Source organism: Mesorhizobium sp. CO1-1-11 (assembly GCF_020164995.1).
GTDB lineage: Bacteria > Pseudomonadota > Alphaproteobacteria > Rhizobiales > Rhizobiaceae > Mesorhizobium > Mesorhizobium australicum.
The window spans coordinates 68,162-92,043 of the sequence record NZ_JAIUHE010000005.1 but is presented as its reverse complement, the minus strand read 5'-3'; the positions used below and the strand labels follow the sequence as shown (position 1 = coordinate 92,043).

Below are 23,882 nucleotides of genomic sequence, written 5' to 3'. Positions count from 1 at the left end.
GGCGCTTTTTCTTCAATGTTGAAAATTGGCGGAACCGCCGCGACATCCAATCTCCCCCACGAGGGGGAAGATTGGCAGCCTCACCGTCAGATCAGCTTCTCCAGCGTGATCGGCAGATCCCGCACGCGCTTGCCTGTGGCATGGAACACCGCGTTGGCAATGGCCGGCGCCATGCCGACGATCGCCAGCTCGCCGACGCCCTTGCCGCCGAGCACCGAGGAGTGCGGGTCGGGAATCCCCACCGAGATCACCTCGATGTCGGGGATGTCGGCATTGGTCGGGATGAGATAGTCGGCGAGGTTGTTGTTGACGATGCGGCCGTGGCGGCGATCGACGATGCCTTCTTCGAGCAGCGCCTGGCCGATGCCCATGATGATGCCGCCCTTCCACTGGCTCTCGGCGAGTTTCGGATTGTAGAGGCGGCCCGAATCCAGCGCCGACACGACGCGCGACACACGCACCGTGCCGAAATCCTCGTCGACGCGCACCTCGACGAAATGCGCGCACCAGGAATGGCGCGAATAGTCACCCTCCGTGTGTGGCAGCGCCATGGCGATGGTGGTGTAGTTCTTGTAGCGATCCTCGACGCTCGAATTGGCCGGCATGGTGTCGCCCGTCGCCTCGATGCGGTCGCGGCCAACGCTTTTGAGCAGTTCGGCGATCGAGACGTCGGGGCCGTCGCCCCGCGGCGCGGTGATGCGGCCATTGACGACGACCAGCGTGTTGGCCTGCAGCGCATGGAAGGGCGAGCGCGGATCGCTGATCGCCAGGCCGACCAGCTGGTCGAGCGCCGAGGTCGCGGCCTTGTGGACGGCGCCCGTCATCACGCCGGCCAGCCGCGAGCCGCCGGCGACGCCGGCGCGGGGGAAGCGCGAATCGCCGAGCTTCACCACCACGTCGTCGGCCGCAACGCCGACCGTTTCGGCGGCCGTCTGCGCCAGGATGGTGTAGGTGCCCTGGCCCATGTCGATGGAGGAGCTTTCGACCTCGACCGAGCCGTCGGCCAGGATGCGCACGATCGCCTCGCCATAGGCGCGCCGCACCGGATAGGTGCCGGCGGCCACGCCCCAGCCGACCAGATGGTTGCCGTCGCGCATCGAGCGTGGCTCAGGCGTGCGCCTGGCCCAGCCGAAGCGTTCGGCACCCGCTGCAAAAGCCTCGCGCAACTGCCTGGTCGACCAGGCTTTTTTCGCGTGCGGATCCTGTTCGGCGTAGTTGCGCAGCCGGATTTCCAGCGGATCGATGCCGACCTCGTAGGCGAGCTCGTCGATGGCGCTTTCGATGCCGAAGGCGGACGGGTTTTCACCCGGTGCGCGCATGGCGCCCGGTACCACCGAATTCACCCGCACGACATTCTGTTTCGAAGAGAAGTTCGGCGTCGCGTACATGATCGAGGTGACCGAGCCCAGCGGCTCGACCCACATGCCGTCGATGGAGGTTTCGTTGACGCCGCGATGCACGATCGACTGGATTCTTCCGTCATGGTCGGCGCCGATCGTCACCGTCTGCCGCGTCGCGGCGCGACCGCCATAGCCGGTGAAGGTCTGCGGCCGCGTCATGACCAGCCGCACCGGCCGGCCGAGCATTTTTGCCGCACTTGCGGCAATCGCGCCATGGCTGAGCGCCAGCGCCTTGGAGCCAAAGCCGCCGCCGACATAGGGCGATACCAGCCGCACATTCTCGAACGGCACGCCGAACCATTCGGCATAGGTGCGCGCCATGCCGTCCAGCCATTGGCTCGGCTCCCACACGGTGAGACGGTCGCCCTCCCAGCGGGCGATCAGGCCATGCGGCTCCATCGGCGCCTGGTATTCGCGCGGCGTGTTGTAGGCGGCGCAGACGCGCACCGGGGCGGAGGCGAAGGCGGCGGCCGCGTCGCCCCATTCCTTGGTCATGGCGTCGACCGGGACGCCGTCACCGGCCTTGCCGTCGCTGAGGTCGACGATGGCCGGAGCCTCATCATAGCTGACCTTGACCATCGTCGCGGCGGCCACGGCCTGCTCGAAGGTCTCGGCGACCACGGCGGCGACGTGCTGGCCCGAGAAGGTGACGTCGCGCGCCAGCGGACAATAGGGTTTGTCCGGCGGTGGCGTGCCGAACCAGTCCGAGGCGGTTTTCAGGCTGATGATCGTGTCTGGTGTCAACACCTTGAGGACGCCCGGCGCAGTCTCGGCCTCCGCCGTCTCGATGGCGCGCACCTTGCCGGATGCGATGGTGCTTTCGACCAGCACGGCATAGGCGAGCCCTTCGAGCTGCTGCTCGACGGCGTATTTCGCCGCACCCGTGATCTTGGCCGGGCCGTCGACGCGCGACAGCCGGCCGCCGACGGCCTCCACCTGCGCGCCGTCGGACGCGTCGCCATGTCTTCCGACGTAAACAGTGCTTGCGATGTGAACAGTCATGCCGCTTCTCCCAATTTGAGGATGGCGCGTGCGACGACGCGCGGCGCGAGTTCGATCTTGTAGCGGTTGGCGCCGTGGTCGACGGCGCCTTCGACGGCGAGCAGGCTGGCCGTGCGAACAGCGTCCGGCTCCAGCACCTTGCCTTTCAGCGCGGCTTCCACGGCTCGCGCCCGCCAGGGTTTGGTCGCGACGCCACCGAGCGCCACGCGCAGGTCGCGGATGGTGCGCCCGTCGGCCTCCAGTTCGAGCCCGACAGCGGCACTGGCCGCGGCGAACTCATAGGACTGCCGGTCGCGGATCTTCAGATAGGTCGAACGGCGGGCGACGGCGGAAGAAGGGATTTCGATGGCGGTGATGATCTCGCCCGGCTCGATCGCGTGTTCCCTGTCGGGCGTCGTGCCTGGCAGCAGGAAAAAGTCCTCCACCGGCACGCGCCGTTCGCCGAGATGGACCGTTGCGTCGAAGGCGACGAGCGCGGTGGCGAGGTCTCCGGGATACATGGCGATGCAGGCCTCGCTGGTGCCAAGCACGGCATGGCCCCTGGTAACGCCGCCGATCGCCGAACAGCCGCTGCCTGGTTCGCGCTTGTTGCAGGCGGCAAAGTTCGAGGGATCGCGGAAATAGGGGCAGCGCGTGCGTTGCATCAGATTGCCGCCGATCGTCGCCATGTTGCGGATCTGCGCCGAGGCTGCCTGCCAGAGCGCTTCGGAGATGGCGGGGAAGCGGCTCTTGATGTCGTCATGGTCGGCGACATGGCCCATCCTGGCGAGCGCGCCGATGACGGCGCCGCGCTCGTCGATCTCGATCTGGTCGAACCCCTCGAGATGGGTGATATCGACCAGCGTGTCAGGCTCGGCGACACCGCATTTGGCGAGGTCGATCAGCGTGGTGCCGCCTGCCAGAAGCATGGCGCCGGGGAGCGTGGCCGCCTGGCGGGCGGCGTCAGCCGAGGTGGCGCGAAAATAGGAAAAGTCCCTCATGACGCGGCCTCCAGCGCTGCCTGGCGCACGGCGGCGACAATGTGCGGATAGGCGCCGCAGCGGCAGAGATTGCCGGCCATGTATTCGCGGATTTCCTCGTCCGATCCGGCGTGGCCCTCGCGGATGCAGGCCACCGCCGACATGATCTGGCCTGGCGTGCAATAGCCGCACTGGAAGGCGTCCTGTTCGAGGAAGGCAGCCTGCACGGGATGCAGTTCGCCCTCCCGTGCAAGTCCCTCTATGGTGGTGATGGCGCGGCCCTCGGCTTGCACGGCCAGCGTCAGGCAGGCCAGCACGCGCTCGCCGTCGACATGCACGGTGCAGGCGCCGCACTGGCCGTGGTCGCAGCCCTTCTTGGTGCCGGTCAGGCCGAGCCTGTCACGTAAGGCGTCGAGCAGCGTGACACGCGGCTCGAGTTCCAGCGTGTGATGCTGGCCGTTGATATCGAGATGGACGGGAATTGTGGTCTTGCTCGTCATGGGCGTCTGGCTCCAGTTGCTTGACGCTGGGGGAATGAATTGGAATGGGGCAGGGCGGTCCAACCGACTGTTTGCCTGCCCTAGAGCCGGATGATTTCAGGTCGAATCGACCTGAAATCTGAATCCGCCTCTAAATCAAAATAGATAGAGCATGATGTCGTCCGAAAACCGGTTCCCACTTTTCGGCATCATGCTCTGGCGCAGGCCTGTCGTTTCAGGCGGACCGCTCGTCATCCCATCAGGTCCTCGATCCGGATCGGAAAGCGCCGCGGGCGCACGCCGGTCGCGTGCCAGACCGCATTCGCGACGGCGCCGGCAGTCCCGGTGATGCCGATTTCGCCAACGCCCTTGATGCCGAGGGCGTTCACGTAAGGGTCGTCCTCGTGAACCAGCAGCGCCTCGACCGAGGGCACGTCGGCATTCACCGGGACATGATAGTCCGCCAGGTTGGCATTCTGGATGCGGCCGGAACGCCGGTCGGTGACGGCTTCCTCATGCAGCGCGAAGGAAACGCCCCAGATCATCCCGCCATAATACTGGCTTCGCACCAGCCGCGGATTGATGACCCGTCCGGCGGCGAATGCGCCGACCAGCCGGGTGACGCGGATCTGGCCGAGATCCGGGTCGACCTTCACCTCGGCGAAGACGGCCCCATGCGCGTGCTTGGCGTAAGTCTCCTGGGAGGCCGGGTCCGGAGCGCCTTTGCCCCGGCCCTCGATTTCGGTCAGGCCCGCGCGGACGAGGATCTCGGCATAGCTTTCGCCGCGGCTTTCGTCATCGCGCCGGTAAAGGCGTCCGCCGCGTGCAACAACGCCTTCATTGCCGGCGCCGAACAGCGGCGAGGCTTCGTCGCCGGTGGCGAGATCGGCAAGGTTGGCGATGACGGCCGCACCCGCATTGTGGATGGCCATGCCGGCCGTCGCCGTGTGACCCGAACCGCCGGCGATACCCGCATTGGGCAGGTCGGAACTGCCGGCCCTGAAATCGACCTGGTCGATGTCGAGCCCCAGCCCGTCTGCTGCGATCTGGGCAAAAGCCGTCCAGGCGCCTTGGCCCATGTCCTGGGCGCCGGTCTCCATCAAGCCGGTGCCGTCGGCCCTCAGCACCGCGCGTGCCTCTGCCTGGAACATGAGTGCAGGGAACGTCGCCGTGCCCATGCCCCAGCCGGTGAGGAAACCGTCGGCGTCGCGCATCCGCCGCGGCTGCAGCGGGCGGCTCGCCCAGCCGAACGCCTCGGCGGCCTGTTCGTAACATTCGCGCAGCGCCTTGGAGGAGAACGGCTTGCCGGTCATCGGTTCGACCTCGGCGTAATTCCTGAGCCGGAATTCCAGCGGGTCCATGCCGCAGGCATGGGCCGCCTCGTCGATGGTGCTCTCAAGCGCGATCGATCCGGTGGCCTCGCCTGGCGCCCGCATGAACAGCGGCGTGCCGGTGTCGAGCCGCACGGCATCGTGCGAGGTGGCGATGGCCGGACTGGCATAGAGCGTGTGCGAGGCGTCCGCCGCCGGTTCGAAGAAATCGTCGAACGTGCTCGACGTGGTCCTGGCGTGATGGGAGATCGCGGTCAGCAGCCCTTCGCCATCCATGCCCATGCGCAATGTCTGGCGGGTCGGGGCGCGGTGACCGACCGGGCCGTACATCTGCTCGCGCCGGAGCACCAGCTTGACCGGGCGGCCGACGAGACGCGCCGCCAGGATGCCGAGCACTTGCGGTCCGGAAATCATGCCCTTGGAGCCGAAGCCGCCGCCCAGGAAAGGGCTGCGGATATGGACGTTTTGCGGCGCGATGCCGAACAGGCCGGCGATGCGGCCCTGCGCCATGGCCAGGCCCTGGCTCGGCGTGTCGATCGACAGCCGGTCGCCATCCCAGGCAGCGACGATCGCGTGGGGCTCCATGGCGTTGTGGTACTGGGCCGGCGTCTCGTAGGTCGCCTCGATCCGCGTCCTTGCCGATTTGAGGCCGGCCTCGACATCGCCCTTCTCCTGCACAGCCGGATTGCCGACGCCAACGCCGCGCGGCACGAAGCTTTTGGCGCCGTCCAGACCAACGCGCGCCGGCAACTCCTCATAGCGCGGCGACAACAGCGCCGCCCCTTCGGTCGCCGCTTCCAGCGTCCGCGCGATCACCACGGCAATGCTCTGGTTGGGGTAGCGAACCCCATCGTTCTGCAGCAGGTCGAGCCGGAACATGAAGGGATGGTCCTTGGCATCCGGATCGACGGCGAGCGCCGGCCGGTTCAGTGGCGTCATCACCTCGACCACGCCCGCATGCGCCTTGGCCGCCTCGACATCCAGCGAGACAACCCGGCCGCGTGCGATGCTGGAGACGGCAAGCACGGCATAGAGCATGCCGGGCGGATTGTTATCGGCGGCAAAGCGCGCGGCCCCGGTGACTTTCAAAAATCCGTCGCGACGTGTCAGCGGCTGGCCGATGCTGGAGCCCTGGCGCGTATGGGCAGGCTGTTGGTTGAGGCCGAGTTTAAGCGTCATGACGCACTCCGGGAAGGGAGGAAAAAGGGGAAGCAGGCAAAGCGGGCATCAGAGCGGGCGTTCCCGCCTGTGCGGACATCAGCGCCCTGACGACAATGCGGCGGGCAAGCTCGATCTTGAACGCATTGTCGCCGGAGGGGCTGGCGTCGACCAGAGCCGCATCCGCGGCCCGAACGAAGCTCGCTTCATTGGCATCGGCGCCGAGCAGCACCGCTTCCGCCGAGCGCGCCCGCCATGGCTTGGCCGCGACACCGCCGAGCGCCAGCCGCGCGGCGCGGATCTTGCCGTCGGCAACGGTCAGGGCCGCGGCAGCCGAAACGACGGCGAAGGCATAGGAGGTGCGTTCGCGTAGCTTCAGGTAGCGGGCGTGGGCGGCGAAGGACGCTGCTTCCGCCGGCAGGCGCACCGCAACGATCAGGTCGCCTGGCTGCAGCACGGTTTCGCGCTGCGGCGTGTCGCCTGGAAGCCGGTGGAATTCCTCCAAGGTCACGTGGCGCCGGCCTCCCTTGCCCTCGATCTCGACGACGGCGTCCAGCGCCACCAGCGGCACACAGAAATCGGAGGGATGGGTGGCGATGCAGGCGTCGCTCCAGCCAAGCACCGCATGCAGGCGGTTCTCGCCGCCAAGCGCCGAGCAGCCGGAACCGGGTTCGCGCCTGTTGCAGGCGCTGGCGGTGTCGTAGAAGTAACTGCACCGCGTGCGCTGCAACAGATTGCCGCCGACAGTGGCGGCGTTGCGAAGCTGCGCAGAGGCGCCCGAAAGCAGCGCTTCGGCCACCGCCGGATAGGCTCTGGCGAAGGCCGGATCATGTGCGAGATCGGCATTGCGGACCAGCGCGCCGATGCGCAGGCCGCCATCATCGAGCGTTTCGATGCGATTGAGTTCCGGCAGGCGGGTAATGTCGACGATCCGTTCGGGGCTGGTGATGCCGCCCTTCATCAGATCGAGCAAATTGGTGCCGCCGGCGAGATAGGCCGAACCCGGTTCGGCCGCCGCCGCTATGGCGTCGGAGACGGTGGCCGGCCTGATAAAATCGAAGTCTCTCATGCCGCGGTCCTCCTGCGTGCCTCGGTGGCGGCGGTGTCTGCCATGTTTTTCTGGGCTTCCATGTTTTTTTGGGCTTCCAGGACGGCCTCGACGATGCCGCCATAGGCCGCGCAGCGGCAGATGTTGCCGCTCAGCCCCTCGCGGATGCGCTCGGGATCGTCGCCAGCCTGTCCTTCGGCGATCAGGCCGAGCGTGCTCATGATCTGGCCGGGCGTGCAGAAACCGCACTGGAAACCGTCATGGGCGATGAAGGCGGCCTGCACAGGGTGCAGTTCTTCACCGTGAGCGATACCTTCGATGGTCAGCACTTCGGCGCCGTCATGGCTGACCGCCAGCGCCAGGCAGGAGTTTATGCGCTTGCCGTCGACCAGCACCGTGCAGGCGCCACACTGGCCGCGGTCGCAGCCCTTTTTCGTGCCGGTGAACTCAAGCCGCTCGCGCAGCAGGTCAAGCAAGGTGACGCGTGGGTCGACCTTCAGTTCGTGTCGATGTCCGTTGACGGTAAGCGAGATGGGAAGGCTGGTCATGGGCGTCTGGCTCCAGTTGCTTGACGCTGAGGGGAATGAATTGGGGTAGGGGCGGGGAAGGGCAAGGTCAGGCAACGGCCAATCTCCCGCGGGTTGGGAAAGTGGCGGGTTGCGGCTTGGAAAGACGTGACATACCGGTTCCCCTGATTATATGATGAGGGTTCTCCACTAAAAGCGGAGGTGCCTCCGTTTATTTACGTGGGGGCTGGCCAGGCGTGGTTCAAGCCCCCATATCCCTGGTGGAGAAAAAAATTGGCTTTTGCGCCCGTCACGACCGCTGACCAAAAAACCGCCGCCGCCGACAAGCCGTTGCGTGCCGATGCACGGCGCAATCGCGACCGGCTGGTCGAGGTGGCGGCTGCGGTCTTTGCCGAGCGCGGCATCGACGGCTCGCTGGAGGAGATCGCTCGGCGCGCCGGCGTCGGCATCGGCACGCTCTACCGGCATTTTCCGACACGCGAGCACTTGGTCGAGGTGGTCTACCGCCGCGAAGCGGAGGGGTTGTGCGCGGCGGCCGGCGAGCTCGCTGCAAGATATCCCTCCGATGTGGCGCTGGAAGAATGGATGCGCCGCTTCGTCGACTACATCGCCACCAAGCGCGGCCTGGCGACCAGCCTGCGCATCCTGTTCACCACCAATTCGACGCTGTTTTCCGACACGTCGGGACGGGTGTCGCAAGCGCTGCGGCAGCTGGTCGAGGCGGCGGTGGCCGACGGCACCATCCGCGGCGATGTCGATGCCTCCGACGTGCTGCATGCGCTGGGCGGCATCTACTCGGCACCAGATACGCCCGAGTGGCGCGACCGCTCGCGCCGCCTGGTCAAGCTCCTGATGGACGGGTTGCGGTTCGGGGCGAGGAAGGCTGGATGAGAGGGCGAACGCCGCTTGCCCCGGCATGAGGCGAGCGATGACAAACGCTGATCGTGCGATCGTGTTTGGGGGCGGCTGAATTTGGCTCCGGCATGGCAGCTCGGCGACTGCTCCGGGTCCAGGAACAGGATCAGTCGGCCCGCCGTCGATCGGCCACCAGACTTCCTGCCGTCGCCGGCTGCTCGAGCCGGCGAACCGCGCTCGGAAACTCCTTGAAGATCAACGATCGCAGCCAGCGATGCACGGGATCGGCATCCATGCGGGGGTGCCATGCCTGGGTGATGGTGAAGCCTGGGATTGCCACCGGCAGATCAAACATCTGGGTACGGCCTGTCGCACCCAGATGGTACGAGCGCGGCACCAGTCCAACGAGATCGGATGCGGCTGCGACCGCGACGACCGCCGGATAGCTCGGCACCACCAGATCGACATTTCGCGAAAGGCCGAGTTCGGCGAGTGCTTCATCGATCGGTTCGATGAAATGGCCTCGCCGGGATGAGACCACGTGCCGGCACGCGGCGTAACGCTCAGCGGTTATTTCGGTCTCCAGAAGCGGATGCCCCGTTCTCGCCACACCGACAAAACGGTCATCGAACAACGCCTGACCACGCAATTCGGCACCATCACCCGAAAGCACGCCAATATCGAGGTCGATCGTGGCTTCTCTCAGCAGTTCGATGCGCTTGTCCGGCCGGGGCGCGAAGCGCAGCCTTATGCCGGGCGCGGCACTGGTGACAAGGGCATGGAGACGCGCGGCGTAGAGCAGCACGAAGGCTTCATTGGCCCGGATGGTGAAATCGCGCCGCACCTGGCTGATGTCGATCTCCGGCGAGGGGCTGAGCACGGACCGGACCTCCGACGTCAGCGTGTGCACCTGTTCGGCAATCGCTTCGGCATGAGGCGTCGCCACCATGGCGCGTCCCGCCGACACCAGGATGGGATCGCCCAGCGCCAGCCGCAATCTCGACAGTGTGCGGCTCATCGCGGACGTGCTGAGGCCAAGTTTCTTGGCGGCGCCCGAGACGCTGCGCTCCCGCAGCAAGGCGTCAAGCGCCACCAGAAGGTTCAGGTCGAGATCGAGCATGAGAGAGCCTAACGAGGTGAGGCGTTTGACGCAACGGTCAATTTACTCCGTTGCGTCTGGTGCAATTATGGGGTGAGCGGTATCGATGCGGCGACAACCAACGAAGCGGAGCCTCCGATGTCCATAGCCGCAACGATCAATCCCGCCCATGACGGCCTGCCGTCGCCACGCCGCTACCTGGCCATCGCCGTCCTGCTGATGACGCTGGTGCTCGTCGTGCTGGACGGCGCCATCGCCAATGTCGCGCTGCCATCCATCGCGGCCTCGCTCAATGCCAGTGCCAGCAGCACCGTGTGGGTGGTGTCGAGCTACCAGCTTGCGGTCCTTGTGGCTCTTTTGCCTTGCGGCGCGCTGGGCGAGATCCACGGCCCCCGGCGTGTCTTTCTTCTGGGTGTCGCGCTGTTCACGGTGGCTTCGGCGGCCTGTGCCTTCGCCGGCAGCCTGCCTGTTCTTGTGGCTGCCCGGTCCATCCAGGGGCTGGGGGCGGGCGCCATCATGGCGACCGGGCCGATGAACCTGCGCGTTTCGGTGCCGCAGCGGCTGCTCGGAACAGTGATCGGCTTCAACGCGATGACGATTGCGATTTCCGCGGCCGCCGGCCCTGGTGTCGCCGGCGCGATCCTCTCCGTTTCCAGCTGGCCGTGGCTTTTCGCCGTCAACATCCCGATCGGCATCATCGTCCTGTTGTCTGGCGGGTTGCTTGCGCATCTGGATGGCGTGAAGCGTCACCTCAACCTCGTGGCATTGCTGGCCAACACACTGATGTTCATCCTGTTCTTCACGGGCGCCGACCGCATCGCCGGTGCGCCGGTCAGCGGGTCGATCCTGATCGGCTGTTCCGTCCTGTGCCTCGTCATCTTGTTGTCTCTCGAACGCAGGAGTGCCGCACCGATCGTGCCGACCGACCTCTTGGCCGATCCAGCCTTCCGGGTAGCCGTCATCGCTTCGATCTCGTGCTTCACCGGGCAGATGCTCAGCTACGTGGCGCTGCCATTCTACCTGCAGCACACCTTGCACATGAGCCCAGTCCAGGCGGGCCTCTACATGATGCCATGGCCCATCGCGACGATCATCATCGCGCCGATTTCGGGGCGGCTGGCCGATCGTTTCAAGACGGCGTGGCTGTGCGCCGCCGGCGGCGGGTTGCTGGCGATCGGCCTTTTGATCGCGGGCCTGACACCGCCCGGTCCAAGGGCGATTGCCTTCCTGGTCGGAACCGTCGTCGCGGGCACGGGTTTTGGTCTTTTCCAGACGCCGAACAACCGCATCCTGCTTCTCTCCGCACCCAAGGCGCGCAGCGGTGCGGCGGGAGCCATGCAGGGCACGGCACGGCTGTTGGGACAAACGCTTGGCGCCATTTCGATGTCGATCATCTTCGCGACCGTGCCGCTGACAGGCGCACCCAGCCTCGCGCTGGTCCTGGCCGGCGTCTGCGCGGCCATCGCCTGCCTGGTCAGCCTGAGCCGCGCCCGCTACGAGACGGTGGCATGAGACCAGCTGGCGCTCGACACGCTGTCCTCGATGCGCGCGCAAGGCATCGACATTCCGATCACCACGGTCGATCTCGGCCTGCGCTCGGCAATCGAGATCGCCAAAGGCTACCGGCTCGTGGCGTCCCGATGACAAGGGCGTCGCCGAGGCGCTTGCCATGATGAAGGCGCTTATTGGCGAACCCACGCCGGCGTCGATCGGAGTCCAGGCCTTGCCGCGGTGCAGTCCGGTGCTGCTGGAATCCTTCAAGACGGTCTTCCACAACCACTCGCCGGGCGGAGCTGGCGGACGCCTGCAACTCGCCAAGCCGAAGTGCAATTGAGATAGGGGGAACGATCACGGGCGCGGGCGAGATCCCGTGTCCATGGCGGCGTCCTGCGCACACCGCGGTCGACGGCTCTTCGCCCTGTGCAAACGATATGATAGGCGTCAGGCTACCGGTGGTCCGATTGCCGCCCGTTCGTGATTGAGGGGCATTTCAATGTATGTAGGCCGTTCCTACAAGGTGGTCGATTTCGCACTGTGGTCACGGCGCAGCGTCCTCTACATGGTGGTGGTGAGTGGGCTGGCCGTGGCTGCCTACCGCTTTCCGGGCATTGCCGGGTTCTCCGTGCCATGGTCGGTGGTGCTGGTGCTCGGCACCACGGTGTCGCTGGTCGCCGGCTTCAAGAACTCGCAGGTGTTCACCCGCAGCAGTGAGGCGCTGCAGGCCTTCACGCAGATCACGGCCAGCAGCCGCGTATGGTCGAATTTCTGTCGGGATTTCCTCGATGCGCCGACGGCCAGGCAGCTCATCTACCGGCATATCGCCTGGATGACGGCGCTGCGATACGCGCTGCGGCGGCCGATGCCGTGGGAATCCATGGGGAAGGCCGCCAATATCGAATACCGACGGCGTTACCACATTCAGGAGGACAAGGGTTCGATCGCCGACGAATTACGCCCGCTGCTGGGCGACCAGACCGCGGATGTCCTGAAATCGCCTCGTCCGGCGATAGCCCTGCTCGAATTGCAGTCCGTCCAGGTCAATGCACTGTTCAAGGACGCCAAGGTCCCGCCGCAGATCCATGGCGAACTGACGAAGCTGATCCGCGACTTCCACGACCAGCAGGCGCGCTGCGACCGCATCAAGAACAATCCCTATCCCCGGCAATACGCCATCGTCAGTTCCATGTTCGTCATGATCTTCTGCACGCTGCTGCCGTTCGGCGTGGTTCCGGTGTTCGCCGACATGGGCAAGCTGGGGGGAATGCTCGGCTCGATCGGCATCTGGCTGACGATCCCGTTCAGCACGCTGCTGGGCTGGGCCTACATGTCCCTCGACCAGGTCGGCGAGAGCAGCGCCAACCCTTTCGAGGGCAACGCCAACGACGTGCCGATCTCGCAAATCTGCCGCGACATCGAGATCGAGATGCGCGCCGGGCTCGGCGAGAGCGATCTTCCCAAGCCATTGCTGCCGGTCAATGACATCGCGACGTGAGGTCGGGCGCCGGAGTCGGGCAGAGCCATGCCTTCTCAGCGCCTAGCGGCGGGACATCACCCTCAGCCACGGCGCCAGATGGAAAGCGCTCATCAGCAGATACATGGCCGGCATGCCGGTCAGGATCGAGCCGGCCAGCGGCGAGGCGCCCATGCACAGCATGGTCCCGTCGCCGCCGTGAAGACGGGAAAGCAGCGCCATCACCGCGAAGGTCGGCGCCGCGGCGAGGCATAGCCAGTCGGCTATGCCATGGGGGACGACATTTTCGGGGGTCACGCTGCCAATGCCGGAAGGGATATCGCTCATGATCTTATTCCCTTGATGGTTGCGGCCCGTCATGACCTGGGGTCCTCGGCCCTGCCGGAGGCGGGGAGAGGAACCCGGGCTGGACGGGCTTGCGCCAGCTTACTGGTTGCCCTTGTCGCGGAACGCAGCCTCGCCGGCAGCTGACACTTCGGCCCATTTCTTGTCGGCCCCGGCATCGTAATTGTCGTGCCAGTTCCACCAGCTGTAGAGTGGCGTCTGCGGGTAGCCTTCGGGCGAGTCTTCCCACACTTCCTGGCGGCCGAGCGGCGTGATGTCGAGATAGCTCCAGACGGTGCCCAAAGCCTCGTCGCCGCGGTTGTTGATGAAATAGGTGCGGAAGATGCGGTCGCCATCATGGATGAACACGTTGTGGCCGTGCCATTCGTCGACGCCGAAGTCCTTGTCGAAGCTATCGGTGATCGTATACCAGGGCATCTCCCAACCCATCCGTGTCTTCAGCCGCTCGATGTCTTCCTGCGGGGCGCGAGAGGCGTAGGCGAGGGTGGTGTCGCGGGCGTTGAGATGGGCGAGGTGGCCGACCTGGTCGGCGCCGAGCGAGCAGCCGCGGCAGGCATGATCGGGCCAGCCATAGACGCCGGGCTCGAAGAAGGCGCGGTAGACGATGAGCTGGCGGCGGCCTTCGAACAGGTCCAGCAGGCTCACCTTGCCGTCAGGGCCCTCGAAGACATAGGCCTTGTCCACTTCCGTCCACGGCATGCGCCGGCGTTCGGCCGACAGCGCGTCCCTGGCGCGCATCGTCGCCTTCTCCTTCACCAGCATCTTTTCGTGCGCGGCGTTCCAATCCTGCTGTGAGACGATCGGTGGGGTGTTCATGGTCATGGTCATTGGTCTTCTCCTTTGCCAGTCGTGGCGTCGTTGCGATGTGGTGTTGCCTGGGCGTGTGGGGGAGCCGCAGGCGCGGCGAAATCCGAAAGATCCGGCCCGGCGCAGCAGGGGTGGCGTGCGGCGTGCTTGGCCGTATCATTGGCCGCGTCGAGGTCGAGGTCGGTGGAGGCAGGCATTTCTGGTTCTCCCTTGCTGCCGTCATTGCCGGCACGTCTTGCTGGTTGACGGTACTGACGTAAGTTAGGCGGCGCTGCGCCGAGGTGGGAGTTACAAGTGTGACGGGATTTGAATGGACTCGCTGATCACCGCGGCAGCGCTGGCGCTGGCGGCCGGCGATCCGCTCGGCGCGCTCGACCGCGTTGCCCTGCGCGAGGATGCGCCGGCGCTGGCGCTTCGCGGCATTGCCATGGCGCAGCTCGGCGACTTCGATCGCGCCAAGCTCTTGTTGCGGCGGGCCGCGCGTGCCTTCAGTCCGAAAGAGGCGGTGGCGCGCGCCAGATGCGTCGTCGCCGAGGCCGAGATCGCGCTGGTTTCGCGCGATTTGGGCTGGCCGGCCAAGGCGCTCGACGCGGCCCGCACGGCGCTGGAAAAGCATGGCGACCGGTTGAACGCAGCGCATGCCGGTCACCTCAAGGTACGGCGCCTGCTCTTGATCGGCCGCCTCGACGAGGCCGAGCAGGTGCTCGCCGGGCTCGACCCGGCGCCGCTGCCGCCGGCGGCAAGAGCCGCGCACGAACTCGCCGTCGCCGGCATCGCCATGCGGCGCCTGCGGACCAGGCCGGCGCGCGCGGCGCTGGAGTGGGCGCGCCATGCCGCTCGCAAGGCCGGCATTCCCGGCCTCATCGCGGAGGTCGACAGCGCGTGGCTGGCACTGGAGACACCCGCGGCGCGGCTGATCGCGCAGGGCAGGGAGCAGCCGCTGCTGCTCGAAGAGGTCGAGGCATTGCAGGGATCGCCGGCGCTGGTCGTCGATGCTTTCCGCTACGCCGTGCGCGTTGGGCGGACCACGGTTTCGCTGGCGAGCCGGCCTGTGCTGTTCGCCTTGGCGCGGACGCTCGCCGAAGCCTGGCCCGGTGATGTTTCGCGGGGGGAACTCGTGGCGCGGGCCTTCGGCGGCAAGCATGCCGATGAATCGCATCGCGCGCGCCTGCGCGTCGAGATCGGGCGGCTGCGTGCCGAGCTTCGCGCATTGGCCGGCATCAGCGCCACCAGGCATGGCTTCACGCTGGTGCCGCGCCAGGCCCATGCGGTGGTGGTGCTGGCGCGGCCGATCGAGGAACGGCACGCGGCCGTGCTTGCCTTGCTGGCCGACGGCGAGGCCTGGTCGAGCTCGGCCCTGGCGCTGGCACTTGGAACCGGCCAGCGCAGCGTGCAGCGGGCGCTTGAGCCGCTTGCCGAGGCCGGCAAGGTACAATCCTTCGGCCATGGCCGGGCGCGCCGCTGGATGACGCCGCCGGTGGCGGGTTTCACGACCACCTTGTTACTCCCCGCGCCGCTTCCCAATGGCTAGAAAGTGACGACGACCACCATCGAGGGACAGGACATGAAACATTCGGCAGCCGAAATCTTGAGGGAATACGGGCCCTTTCCCGGGGCCAATACGGTGGCCGGGGTAAGCTTTGACGGCAAGAATGTCTGGTTCGCCTCGGGCGACAGGCTGAACGCCTTCGATCCGGAGAGCGGGCAGGCCCTGCGCTCGATCGATGTCGCGGCACATGCCGGCACCGCCTATGACGGCCGGCATTTCTTCCAACTCGCCAAGGACCGCATCCAGAAGATCGATCCCGACACGGGCGAGGTGCTTTCCACCATTCCAGCCCCCGGCAATGGCGGCGATTCCGGGCTGACCTGGGCCGAAGGCACGCTATGGGTCGGCCAGCACCGGGAGCGCAAGATCCACCAGATCGACCCCGAGACCGGCGCGATCCTGCGCACCATCGAATCCAACCGGTTCGTCACGGGGGTGACCTGGGTCGACGGCGAATTGTGGCACGCCACCTGGGAGGGCGACGAAAGCGATCTGCGCCGCGTCGACCCGCGGACGGGCAAGGTTCTGGAGAAGCTCGACATGCCTGCCGGCATGGGCGTCTCGGGGCTGGAATCCGATGGCGCCGACCGACTGTTCTGCGGCAGCGGAAACGCCGGCGTGGTGAGGGCGGTGCGCCGGCCGAAATAAGGGTCCGCGAATTTTCCCCAATCGACTGGCCGTTGTGCGATGCCAAACCTAGATAGGCTGGACCATCCCCCCACAAAAGGATTCTCCCATGCGCGAACAGATCACGTTGAACGACGGCACCGCCATTCCCCAGCTTGGCCTTGGCGTCTGGCAGGTCGATCACGACATCACGGCGCAGGTGGTGGGCTGGGCGATCCAGGCCGGTTACCGGCTGATCGACACCGCCGAGGGCTACCGGAACGAGGAAGGGGTCGGCGAGGCGATCCGCGCCGCCGGCGTGCCGGCGGCAGAGCTGTTCATCACCTCGAAGCTGCGCAACGGCGCGCACCAGCGCGATGCGGCGCTTCGGGCCTTCGACGACACGATGAAGAAGCTCGGCGTCGAGCAGCTCGACCTGTTCCTGATCCATTGGCCGGTGCCCAGCCAGGACAAATATGTCGAGGCGTGGAAGACGCTCGTCGAGCTGCAGCAGGCCGGCCGCATCAAGTCGATCGGCGTTTCGAATTTCAACAGGGATCATCTGGAGCGCATCATCGGCGAGACGGGCGTGACGCCCGTCGTCAACCAGATCGAGCTGCACCCGCGCTTCCAGCAGCGCGATCTGAGGGAATTTCACGCCCGGCACGACATCCATACGGAAAGCTGGAGTCCGCTGGGCAGCGGCCGGTTGCTGAGCGACCCGACCATATCAGGCATTGCCCGCAAACACGGCAAGTCCACCGCGCAGACAATGATCCGCTGGCATCTCCAGCAAGGGCTGATCGTCATCCCGAAGTCGGTGCGCCAGGACCGCATCGCGGCCAATTTCGATGTCTTCGATTTCGAACTGGACGCACAGGACCTGGAGACGATCGCCGGCATGGATTCGGCTGACGGCCGTAACGGTCCGAATCCGGTGACGGCGGCGTTTCTGTTCTGACAGGACGAAGCGGTCGGCGCGCTAAATCCCCGAGCCGTCCAGCTGTTGCGCGTCGTCGCCTTCCCACGGCGCCGGCATCGAGGCGCCCCGGCTGAGATTGGCCGAGGGCATCGGCATCCAGCACTTCAGCTCCGGCTCGGCATATTCGACGACGCGGCCGGGCGAGGAATCGGAGGCGCGCCAGCCCTCGTCACCGAACTGATCGGCGCGTGACCAGTAGGCGAGGTCGACTTCCGCCGGCCCCTGCTCGGATGGGCGGACCGTCACGAGGATCCGGCTGCCGTCTTTTGGCGCGCTCGACATGTGGCGCCAGCGGTCGGGCTCGTCCATCGCATTTCCTCCTGCCTTGCTGTGGGATGAAGTGTCGCCTCGTCGTCGGAGACGGTCAACCCAAACTTTGCGCAACCCATCCTGTTTCGATAGGCTGCTCGTTCCGCCCGGCGCGCGGGGAGTGGATGATTTGTCGGATTGCACCAGCCGCATCCGTCCTTGATCTGGCGACGGTCGCCGAGACAAGGAGTGGCATTCATGAGTGACGAAGTCGAGCCGATGCCGGCTGGGGTGGAAACAAAACTGTACTTCAGCCGCAACCCCAATCCGCGCCTGGGGGTCGCGGTGGCGCGTCATCTCGGGGCGAGGGTGACCTTCGAATTCGCGTCGCCGTTCGCGCCGGGGCAAGCGGAGCGATTCCGGCCGCTCAATCCCAACCTTTCCCTGCCCATACTGGCCTGGCCCGGGGGAAGCCTGTGGGAGGCCGACGCCATAGCCTGCCGGTTGTCGCGCGACATGGGGTCCGATTTCTGGCGCAGCGGCGACGATGAGCCCGAGATGATCCGCTGGCTGAGTTGGGGCAAGGAGAATTTCATGCGGGCCTGCGACATGGTGCATTTCGAGCGCGGCACCAAGCAGCGTTATCACATCGGGCCAATCGATCACCAACTGGTCGAGGATGGGCTGAAACTGTTTCACACGACGGCGGCGATCCTGGAGACCGCGCTTGCGGGCCGGCAATGGCTGGTCGGAGACGAAGTTTCTTATGCCGACTTCCGCATGGCGACCTTCCTGCCTTTCAACGATGTCGCGGGCCTGCCGCTCGGCGACTATCGACTGGTCGATCGCTGGTATCGGCGGCTTGAAGCGATCAACGCCTGGCGTGATCCCTTCGAGGGTCTGGACGCGCCCCGATTGCCGCCAGTCCCAGGACAGGTCGAGCCGCATGAGGCGCCGAGGCTGTAGTCGAAAGGGGTGGCGACCGGCGTATACGTTTGGAGAGAAACTTGAAAACGCCGGCCGCCATTTGGGGGCGTTGGGGTGCATCGCTTTGGGGGGCGATGCAGAGGCCAGGCTAAGCGGATGGCCGGCCGCCGCAATCGAAACGCCGGCCCATGGTGAACAGGTGGTTACTATCCACAGGTCAGGGCCGTAAACGGCAGGCCCGCCGGATTGCGGCCGTCCATCGCGGCCAGATCGTCATTGTCTCGGCTGTGCGCAACGCGAATCGGCAGCCATGCCCTGCTCGACGGGCCGCGATCGGATTGCTAAGCCCGTCCGCGAAGGAGCTGATGAGTCTGGCATGACCGTTGCGATCGAGATGGGACACACGACAGCGGGCGCGCCGGCGAAACTCGATCTCGAGGAGTTGCTGGCGACCCGCCTTCTGGTGCAGGGCAATTCGGGCTCCGGCAAGTCGCACCTCTTGCGGCGTCTCCTGGAACAGAGCGCGCCTTGGGTGCAGCAGACCATCATTGATCCGGAAGGCGACTTCGTATCCCTGGGCGAACGCTACGGCCATCTGGTGATCGATGCCGAGGAGCACACCGAGCGCGGCCTGCAGGCGGCCGGCGAGCGGGCGCGCATCCACCGGGTCTCGACCGTGCTCAACCTCGAAGGCCTCGATGCCGAGAACCAGATGCGGCGCGCCGCCGCTTTTCTCGGCGGGCTGTTCGAGGTCGCGCGCGACCACTGGTACCCGATGCTGGTGGTGGTCGACGAAGCTCAGCTTTTCGCGCCGGCGGTGGCCGGCGAGGTGTCGGACGAGGCGCGCAAGCTTTCGCTCGGCGCCATGACCAACCTGATGTGCCGGGGCCGCAAGCGCGGGCTTGCCGGCATCATCGCCACGCAGCGGCTGGCCAAGCTCGCCAAGAACGTCGCGGCGGAAGCCTCCAATTTCCTGATGGGCCGCACCTTCCTCGATATCGACATGGCGCGCGCGGCCGATCTCCTAGGCATGGAGCGGCGGCAGGCGGAGGCGTTCCGCGATCTGGAGCGCGGCCAGTTCATGGCGCTGGGGCCGGCACTGTCGCGCCGGCCGCTCGGCCTGCGCATCGGCCCGACCGACACCAGCCCGCGCAACGGCACGCCCAAGCTGATGCCGCTGCCGGAGGCGGCGCTCGAGGATGCCCGCGCCATCATCCTGGCCGCCCCGCCGCCCGAGACGATGCGTGCGCCGCGCCGGGTGGCGTCGCCGGACCTGCTCGACCAGTTGATGGCGGCGAAGTCGGCTGCGCTGGAAATCCGCCCCGAACCGGCGGAGCCGCAAGTCAGCGCCGAGGATCTGGCGGAGCGGCGCGAGCGGGTGGACCGCGTGCTGCGCGCCATTCTTGCACAACCTGACGCGGGCTTCCGCGTGATCGGGGTGCTCTACCAGGAGTTTGTCGTGCGCTGCCGCATCGAGGGCCTCGCCTCGGTCGTGCCTGACCTGCCCACCTTCCGCCGCATGTTGACGCGCGCCCGTGCCGGACTGGGGGCCGAAGCCAGCGAGGACGATGTGTGGCGCGACGTCTCGGTGCGCGCTTCGCTGCTGCCGGAGGACATGCAAGGCGTGTTCATGATGATCGCGCGCGCGGCGAAGGAGGGCTGGCCGTGCCCGAGCGATGGCGCGATCGCCCGCGCCTACGGCTCGCATTCCATGCGCCGCGCCCGGCGGCTGCTCACCTATATCGAGGAGCAGGGCCTCATCGTCTGCCAGGTCGACGGCACGGGGAAGCGCACCGTGACGCTGGTCGAACTCGCCTGGGCAACGGCGCCCGGCGATCCCAATGCCGAGGGGGCGGAGCAGGGAAGCCTGGCTTTGTGAGGGCATCCAACGTGGCCGTGGCGGCACTGCGAGCTCATCGACGAACGCTGATCCGCTGGTTCTCGATGGCGGACCTGGCGGCGGCCGGCATCGCCTCGCTGGCCCTTGCGCGGTCCCCGGCAAGCGGCGCAAGGTGGCTGGTGCCGGGAACCTGCGGCTCGATCCTTGCCGGGCTCGGCGTGGCGCTGGTCAATCATCGTATCTGAAGCTTGCTTGCAGACGGCGGGTGCGAAGGCGATGGTGAGGTCGCTGGTCGGCTTCTGGTAAGGTCAGCACCGCGCGATGACGCCGCCCTTACTGGACCGTGATGACACCGTCGACCGCCCGCCATTCCGATGGGGTGATGAGCCGGTGGTGGGCGATGTGGACGGAGTGAAGCGGCCCGTCCAATTCGCGCTCCCAATAGGAGAGAAAGCCCTTGAGTTCGGGGAACTCCGGCGCCAGGTCGTAGTCCTGCCAGACATAAAGCTGCAGCAGGCTCCGATGGTCAGGCAGACGGTAATGGATTTGTGCGGTGGTCAGGCCATAGCCTTCCATCTGGAGGCGGAACTCCTTGCTGACGCTTGCGATCATTCGTGTCTCCTTTCGGCGGCAGCGGTGGCCGCAACGGCGAAAAAGTCTCTCGGCCCATCAATGTGCGCCGTCGGTAAACAACTCCTTCAGAGGGTGAGCGGTTCCGGCGCCGGCGATGGTACCGGCTCGGATAATTTTGCCGGATCTAGGCGTAAATTCAAGGGGCGGCTCCCGACGCAGAGCGAATAAGACCGCTATAACAGTGAGTTGGCACTCCGACGGCGTGAGTGCTAAAATTTTCTGGCCGGCCTCTTGAAACCGAAAAAGGGAAAACTAGCTCGATATGCGCGCGCGATGCCTGACAAAGGGTCGCCGCATTCCGCATCGGCCCGAATTGCCGGTCCGGTGTGGAGGAAGCTGAAAACCTGTTTGTCCCAAGAGGAGAACGACATGGCGTTCCGTCCATTGCATGACCGTATCCTGGTCCGCCGCATCGAGGCCGAGGAAAAGACCTCCGGCGGCATCATCATTCCCGATACCGCCAAGGAAAAACCGCAGGAAGGCGAAGTCATCGCCGTCGGTCCCGGCGCGCGCGACGACAGCGGCAAACTGACCGAGCTGGATGTCAGGGTGGGTGACCGTATCCTTTTCGGCAAATGGTCCGGCACCGAGATCAAGCTCAATGGCGAGGACCTGCTCATCATGAAGGAAAGTGACGTGATGGGCGTGATCGAACAGACCGCGCAAGTGAAGAAGGCCGCCTGACGGCTTCTTAGAAAATCCACCAGTCAACGAATGCTGCCTAGATATAGAGGAGTGATCCAATGGCTGCCAAAGAGGTAAAATTCCATACCGAAGCGCGCGAGAAGATGCTGCGCGGCGTCGATATCCTGGCCAATGCGGTGAAGGTGACGCTCGGCCCCAAGGGGCGCAATGTCGTCATTGAAAAGTCGTTCGGTGCGCCGCGCATTACCAAGGATGGCGTCACCGTCGCCAAGGAAATCGAGCTTGAGGACAAGTTCGAGAACATGGGCGCGCAGATGGTGCGCGAAGTCGCCTCCAAGACCAATGACCTTGCCGGCGACGGCACCACCACCGCGACCGTGCTGGCCCAGGCCATCGTCAAGGAGGGCGCCAAGGCCGTTGCCTCGGGCATGAACCCGATGGACCTGAAGCGCGGCATCGACAAGGCGGTGGACGCCGTCGTCGCCGAGCTGAAGGCCAACGCCCGCAAGGTGACCCGCAACGACGAGATCGCGCAGGTCGGCACCATCTCTGCCAATGGCGACGCCGAGATCGGCCGCTTCCTCGCCGAAGCGATGGAGAAGGTCGGCAATGAAGGCGTCATTACGGTGGAGGAAGCCAAGACCGCCGAGACCGAGTTGGAAGTCGTCGAAGGCATGCAGTTCGACCGTGGCTATCTCTCGCCCTATTTCGTCACCAACCAGGACAAGATGCGCGTCGAACTTGACGAGCCCTACGTGCTGATCCACGAAAAGAAGCTCGCCAACCTGCAGGCGCTGCTTCCGGTGCTGGAAGCGGTGGTCCAGTCGGGCAAGCCGCTGCTGATCATCGCCGAGGATGTCGAGGGCGAGGCGCTGGCGACGCTGGTCGTCAACAAGCTGCGCGGCGGCCTCAAGGTCGCGGCCGTCAAGGCGCCGGGCTTCGGCGACCGCCGCAAGGCCATGCTGGAAGACATCGCGATCCTCACCGGCGGCACCGCGATCTCCGAGGATCTCGGCATCAAGCTCGAGAATGTGACGCTGGAGATGCTGGGCCGCGCCAAGAAGGTGGTGATCGAAAAGGAAAACACCACCATCGTCGACGGCGTCGGGCGCAAGGAAGAAATCCAGGGCCGCGTCGCGCAGATCAAGGCCCAGATCGAGGAGACCACCTCCGACTATGACCGCGAGAAGCTGCAGGAGCGGCTGGCCAAGCTTGCCGGAGGTGTCGCGGTGATCCGCGTCGGCGGCTCGACCGAGGTTGAGGTCAAGGAGCGCAAGGACCGCGTCGACGATGCCTTGCACGCGACCCGCGCGGCTGTCGAGGAAGGCGTGCTGCCCGGCGGCGGCGTCGCGCTGCTTCGGGCCGCCAAGGCGCTCGATGCTGTCCAGACGGACAATGCCGACCAGAAGACCGGTGTCGAGATCGTGCGCCGCGCCATCGAGACGCCGGTCCGCCAGATCGCGGAAAATGCCGGTGCTGAAGGCTCGATCATCGTAGGCAAGCTGCGCGAGAAGGGCGAATTCGGCTGGGGCTGGAACGCTCAGACCAACGAGTTCGGCGATCTCTATGGCCAGGGCGTGATCGACCCGGCCAAGGTGGTGCGCACCGCGCTGCAGGATGCGGCGTCGGTCGCCGGCCTGCTGGTGACCACCGAGGCAATGGTGGCCGAGAAGCCGAAGAAGGAAGCCGCCAGCCCGGCAATGCCGGCCGGCGCCGGCATGGACTTCTGAGGTCCGACCAGTCCGCCCGCTCCCTCGATAGGGAGCGGGCATCGGTTGAAGGGAGAGAGATATGGATGCGCTTGCTGACCTTGGGCCCGTGCCCGCGCCGACACATCAGGCAAAGGAGTTCCTGGCCTATGAAAGCGAATGCCGCGGTGCGTTGAAGCCGCTGCTGGCGGAACTGCTCGACAGGGCCGAAGCCGCCGGCTGGAAGCGGCGGACCGTTGCCGCGACGCTGATGTTCCTGGCCGCGCAACAGGTGTCGGAGGCGTCCGAGGCCTCGGCCGGCGGCTGAGCGCTGACATTCAGTCCCATAAACTTACGGGCAGTCCCATGAACCTTACGGGCAGTCCCATGAACCTTACGCGGCGGGCCGCGCCTTCCGGTGTTCGGCCCGCCGCGGGTCCGCACAATCGAGAGGAGGCACAAGCCATGAATCGCTGGCAGTTTGAAGAACCGGTGACCATTCTGGTCGGAATGGGCTTTCCGAGGAAGATCGAAAGCGTGATGGAAGCCTACGCGCTGTTGCAGGACTGGCCGGCCGCCAGCCGCAACGGCGCTCATGCCGTCGCCCTCAATGCCTGCAAGGCGGGCATCGCCGGTGAGATCGACCCGGAGACGGTGCGCGCGACGCTGGTCACCTTCGCACGTCGCAACGACATATTGCTGCCGGATATGGTTTCGCCGGCCGCTGCGATGGACAATGCGCTGCAGGCGGGGCGAGGCGGCAGGTCCGTCTGATCTTCAGC

At 66.0% G+C, this 23,882-nt stretch carries 25 protein-coding genes; 14 read left to right on the top strand and 11 right to left on the bottom strand.

Going from position 1 to position 23,882, the window contains the following annotated elements:
• Nucleotides 1-86 precede the first annotated feature (86 nt).
• From LB554_RS07155 to LB554_RS07130, 6 genes are all read right to left on the bottom strand, one after another.
• Nucleotides 87-2,402 carry a xanthine dehydrogenase family protein molybdopterin-binding subunit gene (locus tag LB554_RS07155; protein ID WP_224583809.1) on the bottom strand — a complete coding sequence of 772 codons (2,316 nt, stop codon included), beginning with the start codon at nucleotides 2,400-2,402 and terminating at the stop codon, nucleotides 87-89.
• Complete coding sequence (locus LB554_RS07150) at nucleotides 2,399-3,382, bottom strand: FAD binding domain-containing protein (RefSeq protein ID WP_224583808.1); 984 nt, start codon at nucleotides 3,380-3,382, stop codon at nucleotides 2,399-2,401. The genes LB554_RS07155 and LB554_RS07150 overlap by 4 nt, the downstream gene beginning before the upstream one ends.
• Nucleotides 3,379-3,861, bottom strand: a complete 483-nt coding sequence (locus LB554_RS07145) for a (2Fe-2S)-binding protein (RefSeq protein ID WP_140716335.1) — start codon at nucleotides 3,859-3,861, stop codon at nucleotides 3,379-3,381. The genes LB554_RS07150 and LB554_RS07145 overlap by 4 nt, the downstream gene beginning before the upstream one ends.
• A 230-nt stretch (nucleotides 3,862-4,091) precedes the next feature.
• Nucleotides 4,092-6,350: a xanthine dehydrogenase family protein molybdopterin-binding subunit gene (locus LB554_RS07140; protein WP_224583806.1), complete on the bottom strand. Its 2,259-nt coding sequence runs from the start codon at nucleotides 6,348-6,350 to the stop codon at nucleotides 4,092-4,094.
• Nucleotides 6,340-7,398 (bottom strand): FAD binding domain-containing protein, encoded by a 1,059-nt coding sequence (locus LB554_RS07135; protein WP_015316946.1) that lies wholly within the window; start codon nucleotides 7,396-7,398, stop codon nucleotides 6,340-6,342. Before LB554_RS07135 ends, LB554_RS07140 begins: the two co-directional genes overlap by 11 nt.
• A complete protein-coding gene (locus LB554_RS07130) occupies nucleotides 7,395-7,925 on the bottom strand; it encodes a (2Fe-2S)-binding protein (RefSeq protein ID WP_224583804.1) in 531 nt (176 codons plus the stop codon). The genes LB554_RS07135 and LB554_RS07130 overlap by 4 nt, the downstream gene beginning before the upstream one ends.
• A gap of 252 nt (nucleotides 7,926-8,177) precedes the next feature.
• Here LB554_RS07130 and LB554_RS07125 point away from each other — a divergent pair, with 252 nt between their 5' ends.
• A complete protein-coding gene (locus tag LB554_RS07125) occupies nucleotides 8,178-8,795 on the top strand; it encodes a TetR/AcrR family transcriptional regulator (RefSeq protein ID WP_140716329.1) in 618 nt (205 codons plus the stop codon).
• Nucleotides 8,796-8,925: 130 nt separating this feature from the next.
• Here the strand turns inward: LB554_RS07125 and LB554_RS07120 are convergent, their stop codons facing one another.
• The gene (locus tag LB554_RS07120) at nucleotides 8,926-9,879 is read right to left on the bottom strand and encodes a LysR family transcriptional regulator (RefSeq protein WP_140876354.1); all 954 of its coding nucleotides are present in this window, start codon (nucleotides 9,877-9,879) and stop codon (nucleotides 8,926-8,928) included.
• Between the two features lie 198 nt (nucleotides 9,880-10,077).
• On the opposite strand from LB554_RS07120, the gene LB554_RS07115 reads away from it, so the two are divergent.
• From LB554_RS07115 to LB554_RS07105, 3 genes are all read left to right on the top strand, one after another.
• Nucleotides 10,078-11,370, top strand: a complete 1,293-nt coding sequence (locus LB554_RS07115; RefSeq protein ID WP_411962616.1) for an MFS transporter — start codon at nucleotides 10,078-10,080, stop codon at nucleotides 11,368-11,370.
• 157 nt (nucleotides 11,371-11,527) lie between these two features.
• Nucleotides 11,528-11,692: a hypothetical protein gene (locus LB554_RS07110; RefSeq protein ID WP_224583801.1), complete on the top strand. Its 165-nt coding sequence runs from the start codon at nucleotides 11,528-11,530 to the stop codon at nucleotides 11,690-11,692.
• Nucleotides 11,693-11,851: 159 nt separating this feature from the next.
• The gene (locus tag LB554_RS07105) at nucleotides 11,852-12,850 is read left to right on the top strand and encodes a bestrophin family protein (RefSeq protein ID WP_140663355.1); all 999 of its coding nucleotides are present in this window, start codon (nucleotides 11,852-11,854) and stop codon (nucleotides 12,848-12,850) included.
• 42 nt (nucleotides 12,851-12,892) lie between these two features.
• Here LB554_RS07105 and LB554_RS07100 read toward each other — a convergent pair whose 3' ends face one another.
• Together LB554_RS07100 and LB554_RS07095 are read right to left on the bottom strand one after the other, a co-directional pair.
• Nucleotides 12,893-13,156, bottom strand: a complete 264-nt coding sequence (locus tag LB554_RS07100; protein WP_140663353.1) for a hypothetical protein — start codon at nucleotides 13,154-13,156, stop codon at nucleotides 12,893-12,895.
• A 99-nt stretch (nucleotides 13,157-13,255) separates the two neighbouring features.
• The gene (locus LB554_RS07095) at nucleotides 13,256-14,002 is read right to left on the bottom strand and encodes a DUF899 domain-containing protein (RefSeq protein ID WP_224583799.1); all 747 of its coding nucleotides are present in this window, start codon (nucleotides 14,000-14,002) and stop codon (nucleotides 13,256-13,258) included.
• Nucleotides 14,003-14,291: 289 nt separating this feature from the next.
• Between LB554_RS07095 and LB554_RS07090 the strand changes: the two genes are divergently transcribed.
• From LB554_RS07090 to LB554_RS07080, 3 genes are all read left to right on the top strand, one after another.
• Nucleotides 14,292-15,512, top strand: a complete 1,221-nt coding sequence (locus LB554_RS07090) for a helix-turn-helix domain-containing protein (protein WP_140791276.1) — start codon at nucleotides 14,292-14,294, stop codon at nucleotides 15,510-15,512.
• A gap of 33 nt (nucleotides 15,513-15,545) precedes the next feature.
• Nucleotides 15,546-16,178 carry a DUF5074 domain-containing protein gene (locus LB554_RS07085; RefSeq protein ID WP_023775517.1) on the top strand — a complete coding sequence of 211 codons (633 nt, stop codon included), beginning with the start codon at nucleotides 15,546-15,548 and terminating at the stop codon, nucleotides 16,176-16,178.
• Between the two features lie 88 nt (nucleotides 16,179-16,266).
• Nucleotides 16,267-17,097, top strand: a complete 831-nt coding sequence (locus LB554_RS07080; protein ID WP_140791280.1) for an aldo/keto reductase — start codon at nucleotides 16,267-16,269, stop codon at nucleotides 17,095-17,097.
• 21 nt (nucleotides 17,098-17,118) lie between these two features.
• Here LB554_RS07080 and LB554_RS07075 read toward each other — a convergent pair whose 3' ends face one another.
• Nucleotides 17,119-17,427 carry a hypothetical protein gene (locus tag LB554_RS07075; protein WP_015316958.1) on the bottom strand — a complete coding sequence of 103 codons (309 nt, stop codon included), beginning with the start codon at nucleotides 17,425-17,427 and terminating at the stop codon, nucleotides 17,119-17,121.
• Between the two features lie 198 nt (nucleotides 17,428-17,625).
• Between LB554_RS07075 and LB554_RS07070 the strand changes: the two genes are divergently transcribed.
• The 3 genes from LB554_RS07070 (at nucleotide 17,626) to LB554_RS07060 (ending at nucleotide 20,379) form a co-directional block, all read left to right on the top strand.
• Complete coding sequence (locus LB554_RS07070; RefSeq protein WP_224583796.1) at nucleotides 17,626-18,333, top strand: glutathione S-transferase family protein; 708 nt, start codon at nucleotides 17,626-17,628, stop codon at nucleotides 18,331-18,333.
• Between the two features lie 337 nt (nucleotides 18,334-18,670).
• Nucleotides 18,671-20,173 (top strand): ATP-binding protein, encoded by a 1,503-nt coding sequence (locus LB554_RS07065; protein ID WP_140791283.1) that lies wholly within the window; start codon nucleotides 18,671-18,673, stop codon nucleotides 20,171-20,173.
• Complete coding sequence (locus LB554_RS07060) at nucleotides 20,170-20,379, top strand: hypothetical protein (protein ID WP_181166453.1); 210 nt, start codon at nucleotides 20,170-20,172, stop codon at nucleotides 20,377-20,379. The genes LB554_RS07065 and LB554_RS07060 overlap by 4 nt, the downstream gene beginning before the upstream one ends.
• 88 nt (nucleotides 20,380-20,467) lie before the next feature.
• On the opposite strand, the gene LB554_RS07055 is transcribed toward LB554_RS07060, so the two are convergent.
• Nucleotides 20,468-20,746, bottom strand: coding sequence for an usg protein (locus LB554_RS07055; protein ID WP_015316961.1), 279 nt, complete (start codon nucleotides 20,744-20,746; stop codon nucleotides 20,468-20,470).
• Nucleotides 20,747-21,136: 390 nt separating this feature from the next.
• On the opposite strand from LB554_RS07055, the gene LB554_RS07050 reads away from it, so the two are divergent.
• The 4 genes from LB554_RS07050 (at nucleotide 21,137) to LB554_RS07035 (ending at nucleotide 23,874) form a co-directional block, all read left to right on the top strand.
• Nucleotides 21,137-21,451: a co-chaperone GroES gene (locus LB554_RS07050; RefSeq protein ID WP_015316962.1), complete on the top strand. Its 315-nt coding sequence runs from the start codon at nucleotides 21,137-21,139 to the stop codon at nucleotides 21,449-21,451.
• A gap of 59 nt (nucleotides 21,452-21,510) precedes the next feature.
• The gene (gene groL / locus LB554_RS07045) at nucleotides 21,511-23,142 is read left to right on the top strand and encodes a chaperonin GroEL (protein ID WP_140791289.1); all 1,632 of its coding nucleotides are present in this window, start codon (nucleotides 21,511-21,513) and stop codon (nucleotides 23,140-23,142) included.
• A gap of 61 nt (nucleotides 23,143-23,203) precedes the next feature.
• A complete protein-coding gene (locus LB554_RS07040) occupies nucleotides 23,204-23,428 on the top strand; it encodes a hypothetical protein (protein WP_015316964.1) in 225 nt (74 codons plus the stop codon).
• A 137-nt stretch (nucleotides 23,429-23,565) separates the two neighbouring features.
• On the top strand, nucleotides 23,566-23,874 hold the full coding sequence (locus LB554_RS07035) for a DUF982 domain-containing protein (RefSeq protein ID WP_140663343.1): 309 nt from the start codon (nucleotides 23,566-23,568) through the stop codon (nucleotides 23,872-23,874).
• The last annotated feature ends 8 nt before the right edge of the window (nucleotides 23,875-23,882 follow it).

What these genes read in the sequence shown, in the direction of transcription:
- LB554_RS07155 (WP_224583809.1), bottom strand. Translation starts at nt 2,402, where the DNA reads ATGACTGTTCACATCGCAAGCACTGTTTACGTCGGAAGACATGGCGAC.
- LB554_RS07150 (WP_224583808.1), bottom strand. Translation starts at nt 3,382, where the DNA reads ATGAGGGACTTTTCCTATTTTCGCGCCACCTCGGCTGACGCCGCCCGC.
- LB554_RS07145 (WP_140716335.1), bottom strand. Translation starts at nt 3,861, where the DNA reads ATGACGAGCAAGACCACAATTCCCGTCCATCTCGATATCAACGGCCAG.
- LB554_RS07140 (WP_224583806.1), bottom strand. Translation starts at nt 6,350, where the DNA reads ATGACGCTTAAACTCGGCCTCAACCAACAGCCTGCCCATACGCGCCAG.
- LB554_RS07135 (WP_015316946.1), bottom strand. Translation starts at nt 7,398, where the DNA reads ATGAGAGACTTCGATTTTATCAGGCCGGCCACCGTCTCCGACGCCATA.
- LB554_RS07130 (WP_224583804.1), bottom strand. Translation starts at nt 7,925, where the DNA reads ATGACCAGCCTTCCCATCTCGCTTACCGTCAACGGACATCGACACGAA.
- LB554_RS07120 (WP_140876354.1), bottom strand. Translation starts at nt 9,879, where the DNA reads ATGCTCGATCTCGACCTGAACCTTCTGGTGGCGCTTGACGCCTTGCTG.
- LB554_RS07115 (WP_411962616.1), top strand. Translation starts at nt 10,078, where the DNA reads ATGACGCTGGTGCTCGTCGTGCTGGACGGCGCCATCGCCAATGTCGCG.
- LB554_RS07110 (WP_224583801.1), top strand. Translation starts at nt 11,528, where the DNA reads ATGATGAAGGCGCTTATTGGCGAACCCACGCCGGCGTCGATCGGAGTC.
- LB554_RS07105 (WP_140663355.1), top strand. Translation starts at nt 11,852, where the DNA reads ATGTATGTAGGCCGTTCCTACAAGGTGGTCGATTTCGCACTGTGGTCA.
- LB554_RS07100 (WP_140663353.1), bottom strand. Translation starts at nt 13,156, where the DNA reads ATGAGCGATATCCCTTCCGGCATTGGCAGCGTGACCCCCGAAAATGTC.
- LB554_RS07095 (WP_224583799.1), bottom strand. Translation starts at nt 14,002, where the DNA reads ATGACCATGACCATGAACACCCCACCGATCGTCTCACAGCAGGATTGG.
- LB554_RS07090 (WP_140791276.1), top strand. Translation starts at nt 14,292, where the DNA reads ATGGACTCGCTGATCACCGCGGCAGCGCTGGCGCTGGCGGCCGGCGAT.
- LB554_RS07085 (WP_023775517.1), top strand. Translation starts at nt 15,546, where the DNA reads ATGAAACATTCGGCAGCCGAAATCTTGAGGGAATACGGGCCCTTTCCC.
- LB554_RS07080 (WP_140791280.1), top strand. Translation starts at nt 16,267, where the DNA reads ATGCGCGAACAGATCACGTTGAACGACGGCACCGCCATTCCCCAGCTT.
- LB554_RS07075 (WP_015316958.1), bottom strand. Translation starts at nt 17,427, where the DNA reads ATGGACGAGCCCGACCGCTGGCGCCACATGTCGAGCGCGCCAAAAGAC.
- LB554_RS07070 (WP_224583796.1), top strand. Translation starts at nt 17,626, where the DNA reads ATGAGTGACGAAGTCGAGCCGATGCCGGCTGGGGTGGAAACAAAACTG.
- LB554_RS07065 (WP_140791283.1), top strand. Translation starts at nt 18,671, where the DNA reads ATGACCGTTGCGATCGAGATGGGACACACGACAGCGGGCGCGCCGGCG.
- LB554_RS07055 (WP_015316961.1), bottom strand. Translation starts at nt 20,746, where the DNA reads ATGATCGCAAGCGTCAGCAAGGAGTTCCGCCTCCAGATGGAAGGCTAT.
- LB554_RS07050 (WP_015316962.1), top strand. Translation starts at nt 21,137, where the DNA reads ATGGCGTTCCGTCCATTGCATGACCGTATCCTGGTCCGCCGCATCGAG.
- groL (WP_140791289.1), top strand. Translation starts at nt 21,511, where the DNA reads ATGGCTGCCAAAGAGGTAAAATTCCATACCGAAGCGCGCGAGAAGATG.
- LB554_RS07040 (WP_015316964.1), top strand. Translation starts at nt 23,204, where the DNA reads ATGGATGCGCTTGCTGACCTTGGGCCCGTGCCCGCGCCGACACATCAG.
- LB554_RS07035 (WP_140663343.1), top strand. Translation starts at nt 23,566, where the DNA reads ATGAATCGCTGGCAGTTTGAAGAACCGGTGACCATTCTGGTCGGAATG.